The sequence below is a fragment of the Paraburkholderia rhynchosiae genome, from assembly GCF_002879865.1.
GTDB lineage: Bacteria > Pseudomonadota > Gammaproteobacteria > Burkholderiales > Burkholderiaceae > Paraburkholderia > Paraburkholderia rhynchosiae.
In genome coordinates this window covers 63,993-83,895 of record NZ_PNXY01000015.1, presented here as the reverse complement: position 1 = coordinate 83,895, position 19,903 = coordinate 63,993, and the positions used below count along the sequence as shown (strand labels likewise).

At 62.9% G+C, this 19,903-nt stretch carries 18 protein-coding genes; 7 read left to right on the top strand and 11 right to left on the bottom strand.

The annotated features are described in order from the left end of the window. Window positions 1-114: 114 nt before the first annotated feature. From C0Z16_RS21200 to C0Z16_RS21155, 10 genes are all read right to left on the bottom strand, one after another. A complete protein-coding gene (locus C0Z16_RS21200) occupies window positions 115-1,989 on the bottom strand; it encodes a PhoH family protein (RefSeq protein ID WP_102634060.1) in 1,875 nt (624 codons plus the stop codon). Between the two features lie 355 nt (window positions 1,990-2,344). After that, window positions 2,345-2,806 (bottom strand): peroxiredoxin, encoded by a 462-nt coding sequence (locus tag C0Z16_RS21195; RefSeq protein ID WP_102634059.1) that lies wholly within the window; start codon window positions 2,804-2,806, stop codon window positions 2,345-2,347. Between the two features lie 197 nt (window positions 2,807-3,003). Then, window positions 3,004-3,897, bottom strand: coding sequence for a polysaccharide deacetylase family protein (locus C0Z16_RS21190; protein ID WP_102634058.1), 894 nt, complete (start codon window positions 3,895-3,897; stop codon window positions 3,004-3,006). Window positions 3,898-3,907: 10 nt separating this feature from the next. Then, the gene (locus tag C0Z16_RS21185) at window positions 3,908-4,972 is read right to left on the bottom strand and encodes a bifunctional UDP-4-keto-pentose/UDP-xylose synthase (protein WP_102634057.1); all 1,065 of its coding nucleotides are present in this window, start codon (window positions 4,970-4,972) and stop codon (window positions 3,908-3,910) included. Next, complete coding sequence (locus C0Z16_RS21180) at window positions 4,969-5,904, bottom strand: formyltransferase (protein WP_102634056.1); 936 nt, start codon at window positions 5,902-5,904, stop codon at window positions 4,969-4,971. Before C0Z16_RS21180 ends, C0Z16_RS21185 begins: the two co-directional genes overlap by 4 nt. Continuing rightward, window positions 5,901-6,971, bottom strand: a complete 1,071-nt coding sequence (locus C0Z16_RS21175) for a glycosyltransferase (protein ID WP_102634055.1) — start codon at window positions 6,969-6,971, stop codon at window positions 5,901-5,903. Before C0Z16_RS21175 ends, C0Z16_RS21180 begins: the two co-directional genes overlap by 4 nt. Window positions 6,972-6,977: 6 nt before the next feature. Further along, on the bottom strand, window positions 6,978-8,138 hold the full coding sequence (locus C0Z16_RS21170) for a DegT/DnrJ/EryC1/StrS family aminotransferase (RefSeq protein ID WP_102634054.1): 1,161 nt from the start codon (window positions 8,136-8,138) through the stop codon (window positions 6,978-6,980). A gap of 185 nt (window positions 8,139-8,323) precedes the next feature. Further along, window positions 8,324-8,695: an SMR family transporter gene (locus C0Z16_RS21165; RefSeq protein ID WP_102634053.1), complete on the bottom strand. Its 372-nt coding sequence runs from the start codon at window positions 8,693-8,695 to the stop codon at window positions 8,324-8,326. 25 nt (window positions 8,696-8,720) lie between these two features. Continuing rightward, a complete protein-coding gene (locus tag C0Z16_RS21160; RefSeq protein WP_102634052.1) occupies window positions 8,721-10,445 on the bottom strand; it encodes a glycosyltransferase family 39 protein in 1,725 nt (574 codons plus the stop codon). Window positions 10,446-10,804: 359 nt separating this feature from the next. Continuing rightward, window positions 10,805-11,179 carry an Mth938-like domain-containing protein gene (locus C0Z16_RS21155; protein WP_102634051.1) on the bottom strand — a complete coding sequence of 125 codons (375 nt, stop codon included), beginning with the start codon at window positions 11,177-11,179 and terminating at the stop codon, window positions 10,805-10,807. A 536-nt stretch (window positions 11,180-11,715) separates the two neighbouring features. On the opposite strand from C0Z16_RS21155, the gene C0Z16_RS21150 reads away from it, so the two are divergent. From C0Z16_RS21150 to C0Z16_RS21125, 6 genes are all read left to right on the top strand, one after another. Continuing rightward, on the top strand, window positions 11,716-12,963 hold the full coding sequence (locus C0Z16_RS21150) for a pyridoxal phosphate-dependent aminotransferase (protein ID WP_102634050.1): 1,248 nt from the start codon (window positions 11,716-11,718) through the stop codon (window positions 12,961-12,963). Between the two features lie 304 nt (window positions 12,964-13,267). Continuing rightward, window positions 13,268-14,599, top strand: coding sequence for a homoserine dehydrogenase (locus C0Z16_RS21145; RefSeq protein WP_102634049.1), 1,332 nt, complete (start codon window positions 13,268-13,270; stop codon window positions 14,597-14,599). A gap of 8 nt (window positions 14,600-14,607) precedes the next feature. Continuing rightward, on the top strand, window positions 14,608-16,059 hold the full coding sequence (gene thrC / locus C0Z16_RS21140) for a threonine synthase (RefSeq protein WP_102634048.1): 1,452 nt from the start codon (window positions 14,608-14,610) through the stop codon (window positions 16,057-16,059). 284 nt (window positions 16,060-16,343) lie between these two features. Further along, window positions 16,344-17,594 carry a molybdopterin molybdotransferase MoeA gene (locus tag C0Z16_RS21135; RefSeq protein ID WP_102634047.1) on the top strand — a complete coding sequence of 417 codons (1,251 nt, stop codon included), beginning with the start codon at window positions 16,344-16,346 and terminating at the stop codon, window positions 17,592-17,594. A 24-nt stretch (window positions 17,595-17,618) separates the two neighbouring features. Continuing rightward, window positions 17,619-17,876, top strand: a complete 258-nt coding sequence (moaD, locus tag C0Z16_RS21130) for a molybdopterin converting factor subunit 1 (protein ID WP_102634046.1) — start codon at window positions 17,619-17,621, stop codon at window positions 17,874-17,876. Window positions 17,877-17,893: 17 nt separating this feature from the next. After that, a complete protein-coding gene (locus C0Z16_RS21125; RefSeq protein WP_102634045.1) occupies window positions 17,894-18,370 on the top strand; it encodes a molybdenum cofactor biosynthesis protein MoaE in 477 nt (158 codons plus the stop codon). A gap of 54 nt (window positions 18,371-18,424) precedes the next feature. Here C0Z16_RS21125 and C0Z16_RS21120 read toward each other — a convergent pair whose 3' ends face one another. Next, window positions 18,425-18,967, bottom strand: coding sequence for a group III truncated hemoglobin (locus C0Z16_RS21120; RefSeq protein WP_102634044.1), 543 nt, complete (start codon window positions 18,965-18,967; stop codon window positions 18,425-18,427). Window positions 18,968-19,266: 299 nt separating this feature from the next. Between C0Z16_RS21120 and C0Z16_RS21115 the strand changes: the two genes are divergently transcribed. Beyond that, a complete protein-coding gene (locus C0Z16_RS21115; protein WP_102634043.1) occupies window positions 19,267-19,776 on the top strand; it encodes an Rrf2 family transcriptional regulator in 510 nt (169 codons plus the stop codon). Window positions 19,777-19,903: the final 127 nt, after the last annotated feature.

The window sequence follows — 19,903 nt, the reverse complement described above, 5'->3', positions numbered from 1 at the left end:
TCATGCGCTAAGTGTTGTTCGCCAAAGACGCCGCGGCAATGAATGTGGCAATAAAAAAGCCGCGCCCCGGATATTCGGGGCGCGGCTTCGCATTAAGGCCAGGCGGCTGATTTCTTAAAGAATTTCCGACGCGTAATCCGCAAGACGCGAACGCTCGCCGCGCGCCAGCGTCACATGCCCGCTGTGAGCCCAGCCCTTGAAGCGATCGACAACGTACGTCAGACCCGAACTGCCTTCCGTCAGATAAGGCGTGTCGATCTGCGCGATGTTGCCCAGACAGATGATCTTCGTGCCCGGACCCGCGCGCGTGACCAGCGTCTTCATCTGTTTCGGCGTCAGATTTTGCGCCTCGTCGATGATCAGATACTTGTCGACGAACGTCCGGCCGCGCATGAAGTTCATGCTCTTGATCTTCAGGCGCGAGCGGATCAACTCCTGGGTCGCGGCGCGGCCCCATTCGCCCGCGGCGTCGTCGGTTTTCTGCAGCACTTCGAGGTTGTCGTCGAATGCGCCCATCCACGGCTGCATTTTTTCCTCTTCCGTACCGGGCAGGAAGCCGATGTCTTCGCCGACCGGCACCGTCGCACGCGTCACGATGATCTCGTTATAGCGTTTGTCGTCGAGTACCTGCGCGAGGCCCGCCGCGAGCGCAACCAGCGTCTTGCCGGTACCCGCCTGGCCGAGCAGCGTCACGAAGTCGATCTCGGGATTCATCAACAGGTTCAGTGCGAAGTTCTGCTCGCGATTGCGCGCCGTGATGCCCCACACGTTGTTCTTGTGGTGACCGTAGTCGCGCAGTGTTTGCAGCAACGCCGTCTTGCCGTTCAACTCGCGCACCAGCGCGTGAAACGCCGGCTCGCCGTTCTGCGGCTCGAGATACACAAACTCGTTGACCAGCATCGAGGGGCACAGCGGACCGGTCACGCGGTAATACGTGGTTCCAGTCTTGGTGTCCTGCCAGCTCTCCATGCCCTTGGCGTGCCTCGTCCAGAAGTCTTGCGGCAACGCGCGGATGCCCGAATACAGCAGGTCGCTGTCTTCGAGCACCTGGTCGTTGAAGTAGTCTTCGGCGGGCAGACCCAGCGCATGCGCCTTGATGCGCATGTTGATGTCTTTCGACACCAGCACGACCTGACGATCCGACCGGTCGCGCTGCAATGCGCGCACGACGCCGAGAATCTGGTTGTCGGCTTTGCCTTGCGGCAGACCTTCGACCGGCTCGATCGCGGTGAGCTTGGTCTGGAAGTACAGACGCCCGGACGCCTCGCGGCTGCCCAGACGCGCGAGCGAAATGCCGTCGGACATATTGCCGGCGTTCGCCACTAGCGCGTCCAGCGTGCGGCTCACCTGGCGAGCGTTGCGCGCGACTTCCGACATGCCTTTCTTGTGGTTGTCGAGTTCTTCCAACGTCATCATAGGCAGATAGACGTCGTGTTCCTCGAAACGGAACAGGCAGCTTGGGTCGTGCATCAGCACATTCGTGTCGAGCACGAAGAGCTTCTGGACGTCGGCCGGCTGGCCGGCCGTCCCACCTTTTTTCGTCGTGCCGCGTGCGGCGGGCGCGGCCGCGGGTGGGGTCGCCGCGGGTTGCTTTGCGCTCGGCGCACGTGCGATGGCCGGCTGCGGCGCCGCAGCGGGTGCGGAAGGCTCGGCTTGCGGACGGCTAGCGGGAACCGGTTGCAGCAGCGCTGCGGTTTGCTTGGTCTTGCGCCCGGAGCCCGACGCGCCGCGCGCCTGGGCGGCCTGGCCCACGACTGCGGACGCCGTAGCGGCAGCCGACGATGCCGGCACCGGTCGCAAGGTGGTCGCGGCATTGGCGGCATGCGCCATTGGCGTGGCGACGTTCGTGCGGCCGTAATCGGCCGACTCCGCGGATTCCCCTTCAGCCTGTTTCTTCGCGGCGGAGCGCGCCGGCGTGGCGGCTTTGGCCTTGTATTCGTCAGGTGGCAGGAGATTGCCGAGCTTGCTCGGGGGGGTAGGCAAAGGCATGGTTTCCCTCGAAATAATCGGGTCACATATCGTGCGCCGCCTGTCGCATTCTGCCGGTGCCGATGTTGCGCACGCAGTTTGCGCCCGGAGGCGCGCATTCGGTCTAGAGATGCCGGTTCGCCTGGTCTTCGATCGGCTCCTTAACGGAAACGCGCGGCCGAGTAAACGAACGGCTGCGCGCAATTAAAAAAGCCGCCGCCCCGGCGTACGGGACAAGCGGCTCGCCTACGGTACTCGCGTTGCGCCTGATGACTCGGACGGGCCCGACAAGTCGGGCAAAGCGGCCGTCAAGTCCGGCGCAGCGACGAAAGATTTGGGGTGGACAGGCACTCATTGCAACCCAATATAACGCGCCTCAAAGCGCTTGTACAGCCTCCAGAATTTCGTCGACATGCCCGGGCACTTTGACGCCGCGCCACTCCTGGCGCAGCACACCTTCACCGTCGATGAGGAACGTGGAGCGTTCGATTCCCCGTACTTCTTTGCCATACATTTTCTTCATTTTGATGACATTGAAGAGCGCGCACAGTTTTTCTTCCGGATCCGAAACCAGCGGAAAGGGCAGTTCGAGCTTTGCCTTGAAGTTCTCATGCGAGCGCAGGCTGTCGCGTGACACGCCGAGGATTTCCGCGCCGGCCTTTTTGAACTTCGGATACAGATCGCGAAACTGCAGACCTTCAGTCGTGCAGCCGGGCGTGTTGTCCTTCGGATAAAAATACAGCACCACCTTCTTGCCCCGCAGTTTGGACAGCGTGATCTCGCCTCCGGTAGCGGGAGCGGTGAAGTCGGGGATGAGTTGGTCGACTGCGATGGGCACGAGGTTCTCCGGTTGTTATGGCCGGCGCCGCCGTGTGAATCCGACACGGCGGCGCCGGCCTGGCATCGAGTTGGGGGGAGGGGCTACCGGTGCGCGCAGATTCTCGCGTGGCGGTTGGGTCGTCAGGGCCGGCGGCAGCCAGGCATCTCAATGCATATGTCAACAGAGTGCGTCAACTGAGCATGCCAACTGACCGGTCAGGGCTGGACGATCAGCTCGCCGGAGCGCCCTGGAATTTCGCCCCACGTAACAGGGTACGATGGCAGCGCGCCGCGGTCCAGCGTGACGTAGTAGTCGCCCATTGTCGCGAACGTGTGGCCTTGTGCGCGCCAGCCTTCCAGCAATTGTTCGAAGATCGGCGCGAGCTTCTGTCCTTCGAGTTCCGCATGCAGCGTGAACACCTGATCGTGCGGATTGTTTTCGGTGTGCTTCAGCATGAAGGCGGCTACGTTCCGCTCGTCCACGCCGTCGACGCCGAGCACTTCGTCGAGCGTGGGCAGCGTAGTGGGCATCTGCACATGCGCGAGCGTTTTGCCGTCGACGACCGGCAGATACGGCGAGTGGCCGCGGCCATCGGACGCGTAGTGCATGCCCCACGCGTCGATCTGCTCGAACGCATGCCCGTTCATCTGCCAGCCGGCCGCGCCATGCGTGAGCGGCGGCCCGCCGAAAATTTCGACGAAACGGTCGTGGCTTTTCTGCATTTGCGCCGCGGTCCACGCACGATCTTTCGAGCGCACGTTGTCCTGCCAGTACACGTGATCCCACGTATGAATGCCGCACTCGAAGCCGGCTTCGTGGATCGCGCGCATTTCCGCCGACGCCTTGGCTCCAATGTCCGGCCCCGGCAGCAGCACGCCGTACATCAACTGCTTGACGCCGTAATGTTCGACCACCGACGTGCGCGACACCTTCTGTAGAAAGCCGGGGCGCAGCACGCGGCGCATGGCCCAACCGGTGTGGTCGGGACCGAGGCTGAAAAGGAAGGTGGCGCGCGCCTTGAAGCGGTCGAAAATGCGCGCGAGATTCGGCACGCCTTCACGCGTGCCGCGCAGCGTGTCGACGTCGATCTTCAGGACAATACGGGCCAAGGATCGGCCCTTATTGCTGTTCGACGAGCGCGCGCGCGTCGCCGACGTGGCCGCGATACGCTTCGAAAATCTTGCGCAGCGCTTCGTCGAAAGTCGACTTCGGCGCCCAGCCGAGTTCCTGCATCGTGTTGTCGATCTTCGGCACACGGTTCTGCACGTCCTGGTAGCCCGCGCCGTAGTAAGCGCCCGACGACGTTTCGACGAGCTGGACGTTCTTCGCAGTGTCGGCGTATTCCGGGAATTCCGCAGCGAGCGCGAGCATCTTGTGCGCGAGTTCACGCACCGAGAAGTTGTTGGTCGGATTGCCGATGTTGTAGATCTTGCCCGTGGCGATGCTGTTCTTGTTCTCGATGATTTTCATGAGCGCGCCGATGCCGTCGTCGATGTCCGTGAACGCTCGCTTTTGCGCGCCGCCGTCGACGAGGCTGATGTTCTCGCCGCGCACGATGTGGCCAAGGAACTGTGTGACCACGCGCGAGCTGCCTTCCTTCGGCGTGTAGATCGAGTCGAGGCCCGGGCCGATCCAGTTGAACGGACGGAACAGCGTGAAGTTGAGGCCCTCCATGCCGTAGCCCCAGATCACGCGGTCCATCAACTGCTTCGAGCACGCGTAGATCCAGCGCGGCTTGTTGATCGGGCCGTACGACAGCTGCGATTCTTCCGGATCGAACTGCTCGTCCGTGCACATGCCGTAGACCTCGGAGGTCGACGGAAACACGAGGTGCTTGCCGTACTTCACGGCCGAACGCACGATCGGCAGGTTCGCCTCGAAGTCGAGTTCGAACACGCGCAGCGGCTGCTTCACGTACGTGGCCGGCGTGGCGATCGCGACCAGCGGGAGGATCACATCGCATTTCTTGATGTGATATTCGACCCACTCCTTGTTGATCGTGATGTCGCCTTCGAAGAAGTGCATCCGCTCATGATTGATGAGATCGCCGAGACGTTCGGTCTGCATGTCCATCCCGAAGACTTCCCAATCGGTCGTTTCGAGAATGCGTTTGGACAGGTGATGGCCGATGAAGCCGTTCACACCGAGAATCAGGACTTTTTTAGCGAAACCTTCGGTTTTCATGAATGACGGGGAGTTTGGATGAACTGGGCGAATTCGGCCGGCGTGACAACGGTTTCGGTGCCGTCGTGCTGATGCCGCAATTCGTGGATGGTGAGCGCGCGGCCGTCGCCGCATATCGCAAAAACGGCATTATCGCTTACGTGCAGGCCCGGCGGCAAATCTGAACGAAGCGCGCCGGGCGCCGCAAGACGCGCCCGCGCAACGACAAAACGCCGGCCGCCGACTTCGGTAAACGCGCCGGGATACGGCGGCGCGACTGCGCGGATCAGGTTGTAGACCTGCTGCGCCGGCTGGGTCCAGTCGATGCGGCCGTCTTCCGGCTTGCGCCCGCTGTAGTAGCTGCCGTGTGACAGATCGTTCGGCAGATGCGGCGCTTCGCCTGCGAGCAAAGCGGGCAAGACGCGCCAGAGCGTCTGCTCCGCGGCCACTGTGACCTTGTCGAACACCTGCGCGGCCGTGTCGTCGGGCAGGATCGGCACCGGCGTTTGTGCGAGGATCGCGCCCGCGTCGGGCTTCGCGGCCATTTCGTGCAGCGTCGCGCCGGTTTCGGTTTCGCCGTGCAGCACGGCCCAGTTCGTCGGCACGCGGCCGCGATACTTCGGCAGCAGCGAGCCGTGCATGTTGTAAGCGCCGCGTGCGGCGAGCGCGAGCAATTCCACCGGCAACATATGGCGGTAGTAGAACGAAAAGATGAAGTCCGGGCGCGCCGCGCTGATGGCCGCACGCAGTTCCAGGCTCTTTGGGTCGTTGGGTTTGACGACCGGAATGCCGTGTTCGGCCGCGACCGTTGCCACGCTGCCGAACCAGATGTTCTCGGTCGGGCTGTCTTCGTGGGTGACAACGAGCGCGACGTCGACGCCCCGCGCCAGCAGCACCTGCAGGCAGCGCACGCCGACGTTGTGATACGCGAATACGACGGCGCGCGGTTTCATCGGTTCGGACCCTCGTCGTGATGATCGGCGAGCGGCGCGGACTGAATGCCTTGAACGCTTTGCACGCCTTGCACGAGCGTTTGACGCGGCGTTTCGGCCACTGCCGTGCCGTCCCGCTGTTCGAGAATAGTCTGCACAAGATAGCGCGGACGTGCGCGCACTTGCTGATAAATGCGGCCAATGTACTCGCCGAGCAGCCCGAGCGCGAAGATGATCACGCCGAGCAGGAAGAACGTGATGGCGAACAGCGTGAACACACCCTGAACTTCCGCCCCGATGATGAAGCGGCGAATCAGCAGCAGCACGAACAGCGCCGCCGAGCCGAGCGACAGGATCACGCCGATGAACGACAGCCACTGCAGCGGCACAACCGAGAAGCCGGTGACCAGGTCGAAATTCAGGCGGATCAGCGAATACAGCGAGTACTTCGATTCGCCGGCGAAGCGCTCCTCGTGCGCGACTTCGATCTCGACCGGATTCTGCGCGAAGGTGTACGCAAGCGCTGGAATGAACGTGTTGATCTCGCCGCAGCGATTGATCGTGTCGATGATGTGCCGGCTGTACGCGCGCAGCATGCAGCCCTGGTCTGTCATCTTGATGCGCGTGATCCGCTCGCGCAGCCGGTTCATCGCGCGCGAAGCCTTGCGGCGCCACAAGCTGTCCTGGCGTTGCAGGCGGATCGTGCCGACGTAGTCGAAGCCTTCGCGCATCTTCGAAACGAGTTTGCCGATTTCTTCCGGCGGGTTTTGCAGATCGGCGTCGAGCGTGATGACGATCTCGCCGCGCGACTGCTCGAAGCCCGCGAGAATCGCCATGTGCTGACCGTAGTTGCCGTTCAGCAGGATCACGCGAGTCGTGTCGGGGCGCGCGCGGAACTGCTCGGCGAGCAGCGCGGCCGATTTGTCGCGGCTGCCGTCGTTGATGAAGATCACTTCATACGACGTGCCGAGCGCGTCGAGCGCTGGATAGAGTCGCACGAAGAGCTCCGCCAGCCCGGCTTCCTCGTTGTACACCGGAATGATGATCGACACTTCCGGTGCGGCGGCGCGTTGTTCCGTATAAATCATTTCCGCTTATTTTCCGTGTTGTTCGCAAATTTCGTTGACCGCGCGGCATACGCGCTCCACGTCGCCTTCATTCATCAGCGTGAAGAGCGGCAGCGTGACGTTCGTCGCGCCGAAACGCTCGGCGTGCGGGAACATGCCTTCTGTAAAGCCGCGCGCGCGGTAGAGCGAGAACAGATGAATGGCCGGATAGTGCACGCCCGAGCCGATGCCGCGTTCTTTCAACTGGCTCATGAAACCGGCGCGGTCGATGGAAAGTTTTTCGAGCGGCAGCGTGATCTGGAACATGTGCCAGTTGCTGTTCTCGAAGTCGGCGAACGGCAGGCCGACACCCAGCTTCAGTGCCGCGCCGCCTTCCAGCCCGTCGAAGTATGCGCGCACGAGTTTCTTGCGCTGCGCGAGGAAGCGTTCCAGATGCGGTAGTTGGCCCAGGCCGACACGTGCGGCGACGTCCGTCAGGTTGTACTTGCCGCCGAGCACGTCGCAGTCCATGCCGTCAAAACCCGTGCGCGTGATGCCTTGTAGCCGGTATTTCTGGGCAAGGACGGCTTCTTCCTCATTGTTCAGCACCAGCGCGCCGCCTTCGATCGACGTGAGGTTCTTGTTCGCGTGGAAGCTGAACGAGACCATGTCGCCGATCGCGCCGATGCGCTTGCCGTTCCACGTCGAGCCGAACGCCTGCGCGGCGTCTTCCACCACGCGCAGCTTGTGCGCGCGGGCGATCGCATAGAGACGGTCCATGTCGACGGGCAGGCCGGACAGGTAAACCGGAATCAGCGCCTTGGTGCGCGGCGTGATCGCCTTCTCGAGCAGGTTCAGGTCGATGTTGCGCGTGACTGGATCGATGTCGGCAAACACCGGCGTCGCGCCGACTTCATAGATCACGTTGCTGGTCGAGACCCAGGAGGCCGGCGTCGTGATCACTTCGTCGCCTTCGCCCACGCCGGCAATGCGCAGCCCGATTTCGAGCGTCGCCGTGCCGGAGTTGAAGGTCCGCACCGGACGGCCGCCGCAGAACTCGGACAGCGCCGCCTCGAATTTCTGATTCTGCGGGCCGGTGGTGATCCAGCCGGAGCGCAGGACGTCGGCTACGCCGCGAATCGTTTCTTCATCGATTTCCGGTTTTACGAACGGCAGGAACGGCAGAGACGGAACGGTTGACTGGGTCATGAATGCTTCGCTCGATCGAAAGGGCCGCGGCCCGAAGGGCGCAGTCGACACACACTACGCGCAAATCCAGGACAAGGCTAAAAAGGGTGCAAACCGCGGAGCATACCGCGATCAACCTTACGTTTTGCTTGGTCGGCATGGATGCCGGCTTACGTTATCTTTGCGGCAGCTTTGCCGCGGCGCGGCTAGCTGCGCGCGAGGATCACCACACCGAGCAGGATGACGCCGATGCCGACCAGCTTCTGCACCGACAGCACTTCACCGAACAGATACCACGCCGCGAAAGCGTTGACGATATAGCCGAGCGACAGCATCGGATACGCGATCGACACATCCACGCGCGACAGCCCGATCACCCAGACCGCAACGCTGATCACATAGCAGGCGAGGCCGCCGATAATCGGCGGCTGCGTCGCAAGGCGAAAGGCGATGGGCACGATGTTCGCACGGGTGAATTCGAAGTGTCCAACGGCATTCGTTCCGGCTTTGAGCAGCAACTGCGCGCCTGCGTTCAACGTGACGCCGGCGAGGATACAAAAGAGGGAAATCGGGTTCATCGAATGATCAGATCCTGATATGGGGTCATTGTTGTGGTTTTTCTACCGGCGCGGCCGCTGCGCCCGACGCCGGAAGCGGCTTCATCACGACGACGCGGCGGGAGTCGCGGGCGATCACCTGCATCGGCAAGCCTTCCTTGAGAAGCCGGTCGTAGGTCGACGGCGGGATCAGCGCCAGCGCGTAGCGATCCGCCTTCCAGCGCTCGATCCACGCATCGACCGACGGCAGCCATTTCTGCGGCTCCACGGACACGCCGAACGCCAGCTCGTCCGGATGCTCGACCATGGTCATCGTGTGGCCGACGTAGAACGGCATTGTGTGATCGAGTACGCCGACCGAGTAGAAGGGCGTGTCGGCCGGCAATTTCGCCATCTGCGCCTTGATCGCGGGCGCGAGCGGCGCGCCGGAACTGAGGCGGCCGAAGATGTCATGACCGATGCCCGCGATCGTGCCGAGCAGCAGCCACGCCGCGCCGAAACTGGCGATGGTAGCGAGACTGCCGGCGCGGCTGCGGCGATTCAGCCAGAGCGCGGCGAGCGTCAGTGCGAAGGCGACGGCGAGCGCCGCAAGAACCCAGGTGCGGTACTCCGCATAGAGTTCGGCGGGATTGCGCTGGGTGCCGAAGCGCGGCAGAAACAGCGCGGCGAACGCGGCGACTACGAGAAACAGTGCATAGCCAGCCAGGTGGCGGCGCAACTGGTCGCGCGTGACGAGCGGCAGGTACATGCCGATCAGCAGCGCAATGGGCGGCGCGATCGGCAGTGTGTATGAGAGCAGCTTCGAATGCGACGCGCTGAAAAACAGGAAGATGAAGACGGTCCAAACCAGCATTATCGTGACCGGCGCAAAGCCATTCGGCTGGCGCGGCAGGCGCCATGCGTGACGCACGCTTTGCACGGTTACCGAAAGCCACGGCAGGAAACCGATGATCAGCACCGGCACGAAGTAATAGAACGCCCCCGGCCGGTTCTGCTCGGGCGTCAGATAGCGCTTGAACTGCTGAACGATAAAGAAGAAATTGAGGAATTCCGGATTGCGCTGCTGCACCAGCACGAACCACGGCGTGACGATCGCGAAGAACACGATCACGCCGCCGATTAGATGCAGGCGTTTCCACAGCGCCCAATCGCGAGCGATCAGCGTATAGAGCACCAGCACGGCGCCCGGCAGTATTACTCCGACGAGGCCCTTGGACAGCACCGCGAGCGCCATCGAGCCCCAGCACACCCACATCCAGCCGCGTACGCACGAGGTCTTCAGATCGGGGCGCTGCGCGAGCAGCAATGCACACAGCGTCAGCTCCATCCAGAACGACAGGCCCATGTCGAGCGTGTTGAAGTGGCCCATCAGGTTCCAGTACGGCGAGGTCGCCAGCACGAGCGCCGCGAACACGCCCGTCGCCGCGTTGAACACGCGCGCGCCGGTGAAGCCGATCAGCAGCACGCCGGCAAAGCCCGTGAGCGCAGTGTAGAGCCGTGCCTGCCATTCGCCGATGCCGAACCACGCGAACGTGAGCGCGTTCGCCCACGTTTGCAGCGGCGGCTTCTCGAAGTACTTATAGCCGTTGTAGCGCGGCGTGATCCAGTCGCCGGTGACGAACATTTCGCGCGCCATTTCGGCGTAGCGCCCTTCGTCGCTCGGCAGCAGATGGCGCCAGCCGAGCGGTACAAACCAGATGACGGCAAGGGCCAGCACCAGCAGCAGGATCGTGGTGCGGTTGAGCGGTAGCCTCGACGGCGTATCGTTCATGAATTTAAACCTTTCTGGCGACGCCGCATCGGCGGCGCTGCGTTGTTATTCGGAAATGGCGGCCGCCTACGCCCGACGGCCAGTTCTGTGCGCTCATGCGCAGCGGGCTTCGTGCGCCGTTGCTTATGCGTTGCGTGCCCCGGTGATCCGCCGCCGGCATCCGCGGCGACCGCCCAAACAGTTCGCGTACTCATGACGATGCATGCCGCAATCGCGCGTATTGAGCTGCCGGCATGGCGCCGATGGCGCGCAGTGTACGTGATCGTGCGTGACGCGGCGAGGGCGGGCGGTGCGTCGGCATCGACCTTGAACCGTCGCGCCGCCGCCGGGACCAGCCGCGATTACCGGTTCGGCACGCGCTACGCTTCGATCAGCAATGCGGCCGCGACCTTGCGGCCCTCGGCCATCAGAATGTTGTAGGTGCGGCAGGCGGCCTTGAAGTCCATGGTTTCGACGCCGATGCGTTTAGCGGTGAGCGCGGCGGTCAGCCGCGGATGCGGAAAGCGTAGCCGCTCGCCGCTGCCGAATATCACCACCTCGGGCGCGGGGTCCACCAGCATGGCGAAAAGTTCGGGGCTCAGTTGCTCGAAGGACGAAACAGGCCAGGCAATGACTGGCGTTTCAGGCAGCACGAGGAGGCTGCCCGAATGACGCACGAGGTTGATTTCGACATAGCCGGCGCCGTAGCCGGTCACAGTGTTGAGGGCGCCGCTGGAATCCTGATGTAATTTCAAATTCGTTTTCCGAAATCGTCGCGAGACATCATGCGTGTTGGCGGCCTGATCGGGGAAATGCGAACAGGGCGGTCAGACGCGAGTGGGACACGAGAGGGCCGAAAAAGCTCCCGTTGCGGTTGGTGCATTGCGGAAGTCGGCCAAAATCCGCTAAATTATAACTTTTTAGCCGCCCAGCGGCGCCCTCCGCTCACCGCCGCCATAAGCCGCGCTGACGATCCGGGGGCGGGCCCATCGGCTACCTGCCCTGGTTTTGCCCGCTTTCGTCCACTTTTGTTCCGCTTTTTGTCTGCTTTTGTCACTTTCGCTGCTGCCCGGCGCAATTCGCCGCGAAGCGCTGAACAGGTTCAGCAAGGGCTTCAAGAAGTGGCTGCAAAGGGCGGCCTCGATCTGGGCCCACCGCGTCCGGTTTCCAGTCCCGGCGAATCTGCCCCGCGCGTAGCGTTGCGCGTTGACTAGTCTGTCGGCGCTTTTTCGCCCAGGCTCGAGGCCCCAGCCCTAAGCCCTAAGCCCTAAGCCCCATTAACCAGGATGAAGTGCCCGCCGTGAAACCGATTCTCAAATCCAACAAGTTGTTGAATGTCTGCTACGACATTCGCGGGCCCGTCCTCGAACATGCGAAACGGCTTGAAGAAGAAGGCCACCGCATCATCAAGCTGAACATCGGCAATCTGGCGCCGTTCGGTTTCGAGGCGCCGGACGAAATCATTCAGGACATGATCCTGAATCTGCCGGGCTCGTCTGGCTATTCGGATTCCAAAGGCGTGTTCGCCGCGCGCAAGGCGATCATGCATTACACGCAGCAAAAAGGCGTGCATGGCGTCGAGCTGGACGACATCTACATCGGCAACGGCGCGTCCGAGCTGATTGTGATGGCGCTTCAGGGGCTGCTCAACGACGGCGACGAGGTGCTGCTGCCCGCGCCCGACTATCCGCTGTGGACCGCGGGCGTGAGCCTCGCGGGCGGAACGCCGGTGCATTACATCTGCGACGAAGGGAACCGCTGGATGCCGGACCTCGACGACATCCGCGCGAAAATCACGCCGAACACGCGCGCGCTCGTCGTCATCAACCCGAACAATCCGACCGGCGCGCTCTATTCGGACGAACTGCTGCTCGGCCTGATCGAAATCGCGCGCCAGCACGGCCTCGTGATCTTCGCCGACGAGGTCTACGACAAAATCGTCTACGACGGCAAAACGCATACGTCGATGGCGGCGCTCTCCGAAGACGTGCTGACCGTCACGTTCAACAGCCTGTCGAAGAGCTACCGCTCGTGCGGCTATCGCGCGGGCTGGATGTTCATTTCGGGCCTGACTGGCGAGAACCGCCGTCACGGTAAAGACTATTTCGAAGGGCTCGGCATTCTTGCGTCGATGCGCCTGTGTCCGAACGTGCCCGGCCAGTACGCGATCCAGACCGCGCTTGGCGGCTATCAGAGCATCAACGACCTGATCATGCCAAGCGGGCGCCTCTACAAACAGCGCGAACTCGCCTACGACATGCTGACGTCGATTCCCGGGGTAAGCTGCGTGAAGCCCGAAGCGGCGCTGTACATGTTCCCGCGCCTCGATCCAAAGGTTTATCCGATCCAGAACGATCAGCAGTTCATTCTCGATCTGTTGCTGGAAGAGCGCGTGCTGCTCGTGCAGGGCACGGGCTTCAACTGGAAAACGCCGGATCATTTCCGCGTCGTGTTCCTGCCGAACGTGGACGACCTCGCGGATTCCATCAACCGGATCGCGCGCTTTCTCGACGGTTATCGCAAACGTCATACGGCCTAGCGCACAATGTGGTGCACGGCGCGCCACACCGATATCCGTTTCCTTGTGAGAAAACGCCGGGCCGCCCCCAAGTTTTCTCGCCCCCTCGGGGGGCCTGGCGCGAAGCGCCAGGGTTGGGGGCACTTGAAAACGCCGGGCCGCCCCCAAGTTTTCTCGCCCCCTCGGGGGGCCTGGCGCGAAGCGCCAGGGTTGGGGGCATTTGAAAACGCCGGGCCGACCCCAAGTTTTCTCGCCCCCTCGGGGGGCCTGGCGCGAAGCGCCAGGGTTGGGGCACTTTTTAAACATCTATTCGACGACACGCTGCATGGAACCGATCAAAGTTGGACTGCTGGGCTTCGGCACGGTAGGCAGCGGCACCTTCACGGTACTGCGCCGCAATCAGGAAGAAATCAAACGCCGCGCGGGCCGCGGCATCGAGATTGCGCGCATTGCCGTGCGTAATCCCGCGAAGGCGACCGCGGCTCTCGGCGCCGACGCCGCCAGCGTCGCGCTGACCGACGACTTCAACGCGGTGGTCGACGATCCGTCGATCGACATCGTGGCGGAGATGATCGGCGGCACGGGCGTCGCGCGCGACCTCGTTCTGCGCGCGATAAGAAACCGCAAGCACGTGGTCACGGCTAACAAGGCGCTGCTCGCGGTGCACGGCACGGAGATCTTCGAAGCGGCACGCGCGAACGGCGTCATGGTGGCTTTCGAGGCGGCGGTCGCGGGCGGTATTCCGATCATCAAGGCGCTGCGCGAAGGGCTGACGGCCAATCGCATCCAGTACATCGCAGGCATTATCAACGGCACCACGAACTACATTCTTTCGGAAATGCGCGACCGCGGGCTCGACTTCGCGACTGCGCTCAAAGCCGCGCAGGAACTCGGTTACGCCGAAGCCGATCCGACCTTCGACATCGAAGGCGTGGACGCCGCGCACAAGGCAACGATCATGAGCGCGATCGCGTTCGGCGTGCCGGTGCAGTTTGACCGTGCTTACGTGGAAGGCATCAGCAAGCTGGCGGCGATCGACATCAAATACGCCGAGGAACTCGGCTATCGCATCAAGCTGCTCGGCATCGCGCGGCGCACCGACAAGGGCATCGAACTGCGCGTGCATCCCACGCTGATTCCGGAAAAGCGCCTGCTCGCGAATGTGGAAGGCGCGATGAACGCGGTCGTCGTGCACGGCGATGCAGTCGGCGCCACGCTGTATTACGGCAAGGGCGCGGGCGCGGAGCCGACGGCGTCGGCCGTGGTCGCCGATCTGGTCGACGTGACGCGCCTGCATACGGCTGACCCCGAGCATCGCGTGCCGCATCTGGCTTTCCAGCCGGACCGGTTGTCGAGCACCCCGATTCTGCCTATCGACGAAGTGACGAGCGGCTATTACCTGCGTCTGCGTGTAGCGGACGTGACCGGCGTGCTGGCCGACATCACGCGCATCCTGGCCGATAGGGGCATCTCCATCGACGCGTTGTTGCAGAAGGAATCGGAGCAGGTCGACGCGAACGGCAAGGGCGAGACCGACATCATCCTGATTACGCACGAAACGGTTGAAAAGAACGTCAACGTGGCGATCAGGTCGATCGAAGCGTTGCAGACCGTTGTCTCGCAAGTCACGAAGCTGCGCATGGAAGCGCTGAACTAGGCCGAACTATGAACTATCTCTCCACGCGCGGCGCCGGAGCCGGCGAGCGCCACACCTTTTCCGACATCCTGCTGGGCGGTCTGGCAAAAGACGGCGGCCTGTATCTGCCGGCCGAATACCCGCGTGTCAGCGCCGACGAACTCACGCGTTGGCGCGCGTTGCCGTACGCGGACCTCGCATTCGAGATCCTGTCCAGATTCAGCGACGATATTCCCGCTGAAGACCTGCGCGCGCTCACCCGCAAGACCTACACGGCGCAGACCTACTGCAACGTGCGCGATGACGAAAGCGCGGAGCAGATCACGCCGCTGAAAACGCTCGGCATCGAGAACGGCGCGCCGCTGTCGCTGCTGGAACTGTCGAACGGTCCGACGCTCGCGTTCAAGGACATGGCGATGCAACTGATCGGCAACCTGTTCGAATACGCGCTCGCCAGGCACGGCCAAACGCTGAATATTCTCGGCGCGACGTCGGGCGACACCGGCAGCGCCGCGGAATACGCAATGCGCGGCAAGCAGGGCATTCGCGTCTTCATGCTGTCGCCGCACAAGAAGATGAGCGCGTTCCAGACTGCGCAGATGTACAGCCTGCAGGACCCGAACATCTTCAACATCGCGGTTGAAGGCGTGTTCGACGACGCGCAGGACATCGTCAAGGCCGTCTCGAACGATCACGCGTTCAAGGCGAAGTACAAGATCGGCACGGTCAACTCGATCAACTGGGCGCGCGTCGTCGCGCAGGTCGTGTACTACTTCAAGGGCTATTTCGCCGCGACGAAGTCGAACGACGAGCGGGTGTCGTTCACGGTGCCGTCGGGTAACTTCGGCAATGTGTGCGCGGGTCACATCGCGCGCATGATGGGTCTGCCGATCGAGCAACTCGTGGTCGCGACCAACGAAAACGACGTGCTCGACGAGTTCTTCCGCACCGGCATCTACCGCGTGCGCAAGGCCGCCGAGACTTATCACACGAGCAGCCCGAGCATGGATATTTCGAAGGCGTCGAACTTCGAGCGTTTTGTGTTCGACCTGCTCGGCCGCGATCCTGCGCGCGTGTTGCAACTGTTCCGCGACGTCGAGGAAAAGGGCGGTTTCGACCTTGCGGCGAGCGGCGACTTTGCTCGCGTGAAGGAATTCGGTTTCGTGTCGGGCAGCAGCAGCCACGATAGCCGCGTTGAGACGATCCGCGATGTGTTCCAGCGCTACGACACGATGATCGACACCCATACGGCCGACGGCCTGAAGGTGGCGCGCGAACATCTGCAACCGGGCGTTCCGATGATCGTGCTCGAGACCGCGCAGCCGATCAAGTTCGGCGAGACGATTCGCGAAGCGCTGTTGCGCGAACCAGGGCGTCCGGCTGCGTTCTCGGGGCTGGAGTCGCTGCCGCAGCGTTTCGAAGTCCTGCCCGCGGACGCGCAGCGCGTGAAGGACTTTATCGTGGCGAACACGGGGGCGTAATTCTCCTGAAGCGCGTGAATTTCGTGCGGGCCGGCGGCCCGCGCGAAAGCTGAGTCGGCACTACGCGATCCACGTTGCAATTCCCGCTGCGCGATCCAGTTGACACTGGATACGACCGAAAGGCGCTTGCCGCAGCCGCGCGCGGTGAGCGCCCAAAAACCCGGCAAAAAACCGGGAAAACCCTTCATAAGCGCAGGGCCGACAGGGCGCCGCCATCGACCGCTACAATGTTGTTTTAATCTGCGGCTTCGAATCAGATGTCCACACCCACCCCCCGCGCTCCGATGCTCGCTACCGCCGAAGCATTGGCGACACTGCTGAACGCTGCGAGCCCGGTCGTCGGCACCGAATCCATTCCGACGCTCGAAGCGCTGGGCCGCGTGCTTTCGGCCGACGTCGTGTCGCCGCTCGATGTGCCGCCCATGAACACGAGTTCAATGGACGGCTACGCGATCCACGCCGCCGACGTGACGACCCACGGCAATCGTCGGCTGCCGGTCTCGCAACGCATTCCCGCCGGTCACGCACCGGAGCCGCTGGCGCCGGGCACCGCAGCCCGCATTTTCACCGGCGCAACGGTGCCGCCAGGCGCCGACGCGATCGTAATGCAGGAGCAAACCGAAGCCGCCGGTGACGAAGTCACCATTCTGCACAGTCCTAAATCCGGCGAATGGATCACCGTGCAAGGGGCGGACATCCGCAGCGGCTCGGTCATCCTCCCGGCGGGAACGCGGCTCACGCCACAGGCGTTGGGGCTCGCTGCGTCGGTCGGTTGCGCCGAACTCGAAGTGCGCCGGCGAGTGAAAGTTGCCGTTTTCTTCACCGGCGACGAGTTGACCATGCCAGGGGAGCCGCTGAAGCCCGGCGCGATCTACAACTCGAATCGCTTTACGCTGCGCGGATTGCTGGAGAAGCTCGGCTGCGAGGTCAGCGACTTTGGTATCGTCGCCGACCAGCTCGATGCGACGCGCGCCACGCTGCGTGGGGCTGCGCACGCGCACGATCTCATTCTGACCTGCGGCGGCGTGTCGGTCGGCGACGAAGATCACGTGAAGCCGGCTGTTGAAGCGGAAGGGCGCATCGCGATGTGGCAAATTGCGATGAAGCCCGGCAAGCCGCTCGCGTTCGGCGCTGTTCGGCGCGGCGCGGGCAGTGGCAACGCCGGACCGGCTGGCTTCGCATCAGCCTCCGCCGAGACGTTTTTTATCGGTCTGCCCGGCAACCCGGTTTCGAGTTTCGTAACCTTTCTGCTGTTCGTGCGTCCATTCGTTTTGCGTTTGGCCGGCGTGCAGGCCGTCGCGCCGCGTGCGTTGTCGCTGCGCGCCGACTTCACGCAGAGCAAGGCGGATCGCCGCAACGAATTTCTGCGTGCGCGCATCAATTGCGCCGGTGGCCTCGATCTGTTCCCGAACCAGAGTTCGGCGGTGCTGACATCGACGGTATGGGGCGACGGCCTCATCGACAATCCGCCAAATCATGCGATCAGCGCCGGCGAAACCGTGCGCTTCATTCCCTTTTCTGAATTGCTGAATTGAGGCCGGCAAAGCCGGCAGCATCCGATGAAGATTCAACTCCGATATTTTGCGAGCGTGCGTGAAGCGCTCGATCTGGCCGACGAAACGGTCGAGGTGCCCGAGGGCGTGGCAACGGTCGGCGACGTGCGCGCGTGGCTGCGCGCGCGCGGCGGCATCTGGGCCGACACGCTCGCCGAAGGCCGCGCGCTGCGCATGGCTTGCAATCACGTGATGACGGGCGCCGGCACGCGGATCACCGAGGGTTGCGAGGTCGCGTTTTTTCCACCTGTTACAGGCGGTTGACCCGCGAGGAGCCCGCCATGCCCGTACGTGTCCAAACCGAAGATTTCGACCTCACCGCGGAGGTCGCCGCGCTGCGCGCGCGCAATCCGAAGATAGGCGCCGTGGCGTGCTTCATCGGCACCGTGCGCGATCTGAACGACGGCAGCGCCGTCGAGGCCATGGAGCTCGAGCATTATCCCGGCATGACCGAGAAGTCGCTGGAAGCGATTATCGTGAGTGCGCGGGAGCGCTGGCCGGGCATCGAGGTGCTGATCGTGCATCGCGTCGGCAAGCTTCATCCGCTCGATCAGATCGTGCTGGTCGCGACTACGGCTGCGCATCGCGGGGATGCGTTTGCGTCGTGTGAATTCGTGATGGACTATTTGAAGACCCAGGCGCCGTTCTGGAAGAAGGAGAAAACTGAGGCGGGCGAGCGCTGGGTCGACGCTCGCGTGACCGACGATGCCGCGCTCGCACGATGGGGCATCGAATCGGTGAACGGTGGTTTGGAGTAGGCGCCTGGCCCGGGCCTGTCCCGTTATAGGCGCGGCTCGCGCCGGCCAGCATCGTCACTGGTCCCGCGCCCGTCCGATGATGCGTGCCGGAAACGGCTCCCCAGCAGGCCGCGCGGGAAGCTGCGGCTCCTCCTCACGTGGCTGGCGCTTTGGCGCGACGCGCTCGAGCAAAGCCTGCTGTTCCGCCGGAATCTTGTAGTCCCAGCCAAATCGGCTCAGTTGCAAGCTCTGCGCAATACGCAGCGCCGGTTCCATGAAGCGGATAGCTGCGACCGGCTCGTAACGCGTCTCGACGGTGTCCAGGAACAGATACAGCCAGCGGCTGAAATGCTGCGGCTCGATTCCTTCGAGTGGCTGATGCGCCTGCTGCACATTGCCGCGGTACTGCTTCGCGCCCAGCACGAGACTCGCCCAGAAGGTGCACATCTTCGGCAGATGATCGTCCCAGCGGCCGGCGAGCGTCGCATCGAACACCGGCCCCAGCAGCGGATCGGCGCGAACGCGATCGTAGAAAGCGTAGACAAGCTCGCGGATATTCGCTTCAGTAGGTTCGGCGGCGCGCTCGACGACCGGCGCGGCGGGAAAAGAAGGGTTCATGCAAGTTCCAGAAGTGTGCGACGATTTCATCCGGCTCGCCACACCGCGCCACAGACCGTGACGAATGACCTCAAATAGGGCCAGTTGCTCCGAAGTGCGCGGTAAATACCATGCTTTTCATGTGAATAGGCACGGCGGGAAACGTTACCATTGGTGTCGAAGGTCCGGCTTCAATCATGCAGCATAATTAAATATGTGCCACCTCTGCATCTTATGGCGAAGCCGCGGCCCCCGGCAACCCTTGCGTCGACGCGGTTATCCCACGGATCGCGGCTTGCGCTCATCGTGATACTGCACCTATGAGACTGACCGACTATACCGACTACTCGCTGCGCGTCCTGTTATACCTGGCTGTCCGTGACCAGGGCTTGTCGACGATCCAGGACATTTCCGATGCGTACGGCATTTCCAAGAATCACTTGATGAAAGTGGTGCAGCAACTTAGCGAACTTGGCTGGGTGGAGACCGTGCGCGGACGCAATGGCGGCTTGCGGCTTGCCGAGCAAACCCGCGCGCGGACCGTCGGCGAGGTCGTGCGCGCAACGGAAAGCGATTTCGCGCTGGTCGCCTGTCTGCCGGACCAGAACGGCGAGCGCCGTCCTTGCGTCATTACACCGCAATGCCGGTTGCGCAGCGCACTGGAGGCAGCGCGCCACGCTTTTCTCGCGGAACTCGACCGCCATACGATCGGCGAGGTCGCGGGTCCGCAGGGTCCGCTGGCGGCGTTGCTCGGCATACGCGCCATCATTCCGGTAGTGCCGGTGGCGCCTGTCGCGCCAGCGAGCGACAATCCCGTGCCGATCGCCTGAACGCGGCCGCCAAGGCCAGCAAGGCAATTTTCTTCGTGTCAACTATTCAAAAGCCGGCCGGGCCCGCAAGAAAGCGCTTGAAACCTGAATAAAACGCCTCATTTTGGTGGTAATCGAAATTGGAGGT

Bases quoted from the DNA above. Each gene is read 5' to 3' on its own strand.
- C0Z16_RS21200 (WP_102634060.1), bottom strand. From the start codon at position 1,989: ATGCCTTTGCCTACCCCCCCGAGCAAGCTCGGCAATCTCCTGCCACCT.
- C0Z16_RS21185 (WP_102634057.1), bottom strand. From the start codon at position 4,972: ATGAAAACCGAAGGTTTCGCTAAAAAAGTCCTGATTCTCGGTGTGAAC.
- C0Z16_RS21180 (WP_102634056.1), bottom strand. From the start codon at position 5,904: ATGAAACCGCGCGCCGTCGTATTCGCGTATCACAACGTCGGCGTGCGC.
- C0Z16_RS21175 (WP_102634055.1), bottom strand. From the start codon at position 6,971: ATGATTTATACGGAACAACGCGCCGCCGCACCGGAAGTGTCGATCATC.
- C0Z16_RS21170 (WP_102634054.1), bottom strand. From the start codon at position 8,138: ATGACCCAGTCAACCGTTCCGTCTCTGCCGTTCCTGCCGTTCGTAAAA.
- C0Z16_RS21165 (WP_102634053.1), bottom strand. From the start codon at position 8,695: ATGAACCCGATTTCCCTCTTTTGTATCCTCGCCGGCGTCACGTTGAAC.
- C0Z16_RS21160 (WP_102634052.1), bottom strand. From the start codon at position 10,445: ATGAACGATACGCCGTCGAGGCTACCGCTCAACCGCACCACGATCCTG.
- C0Z16_RS21145 (WP_102634049.1), top strand. From the start codon at position 13,268: ATGGAACCGATCAAAGTTGGACTGCTGGGCTTCGGCACGGTAGGCAGC.
- thrC (WP_102634048.1), top strand. From the start codon at position 14,608: ATGAACTATCTCTCCACGCGCGGCGCCGGAGCCGGCGAGCGCCACACC.
- C0Z16_RS21135 (WP_102634047.1), top strand. From the start codon at position 16,344: ATGCTCGCTACCGCCGAAGCATTGGCGACACTGCTGAACGCTGCGAGC.
- moaD (WP_102634046.1), top strand. From the start codon at position 17,619: ATGAAGATTCAACTCCGATATTTTGCGAGCGTGCGTGAAGCGCTCGAT.
- C0Z16_RS21125 (WP_102634045.1), top strand. From the start codon at position 17,894: ATGCCCGTACGTGTCCAAACCGAAGATTTCGACCTCACCGCGGAGGTC.
- C0Z16_RS21120 (WP_102634044.1), bottom strand. From the start codon at position 18,967: ATGAACCCTTCTTTTCCCGCCGCGCCGGTCGTCGAGCGCGCCGCCGAA.
- C0Z16_RS21115 (WP_102634043.1), top strand. From the start codon at position 19,267: ATGAGACTGACCGACTATACCGACTACTCGCTGCGCGTCCTGTTATAC.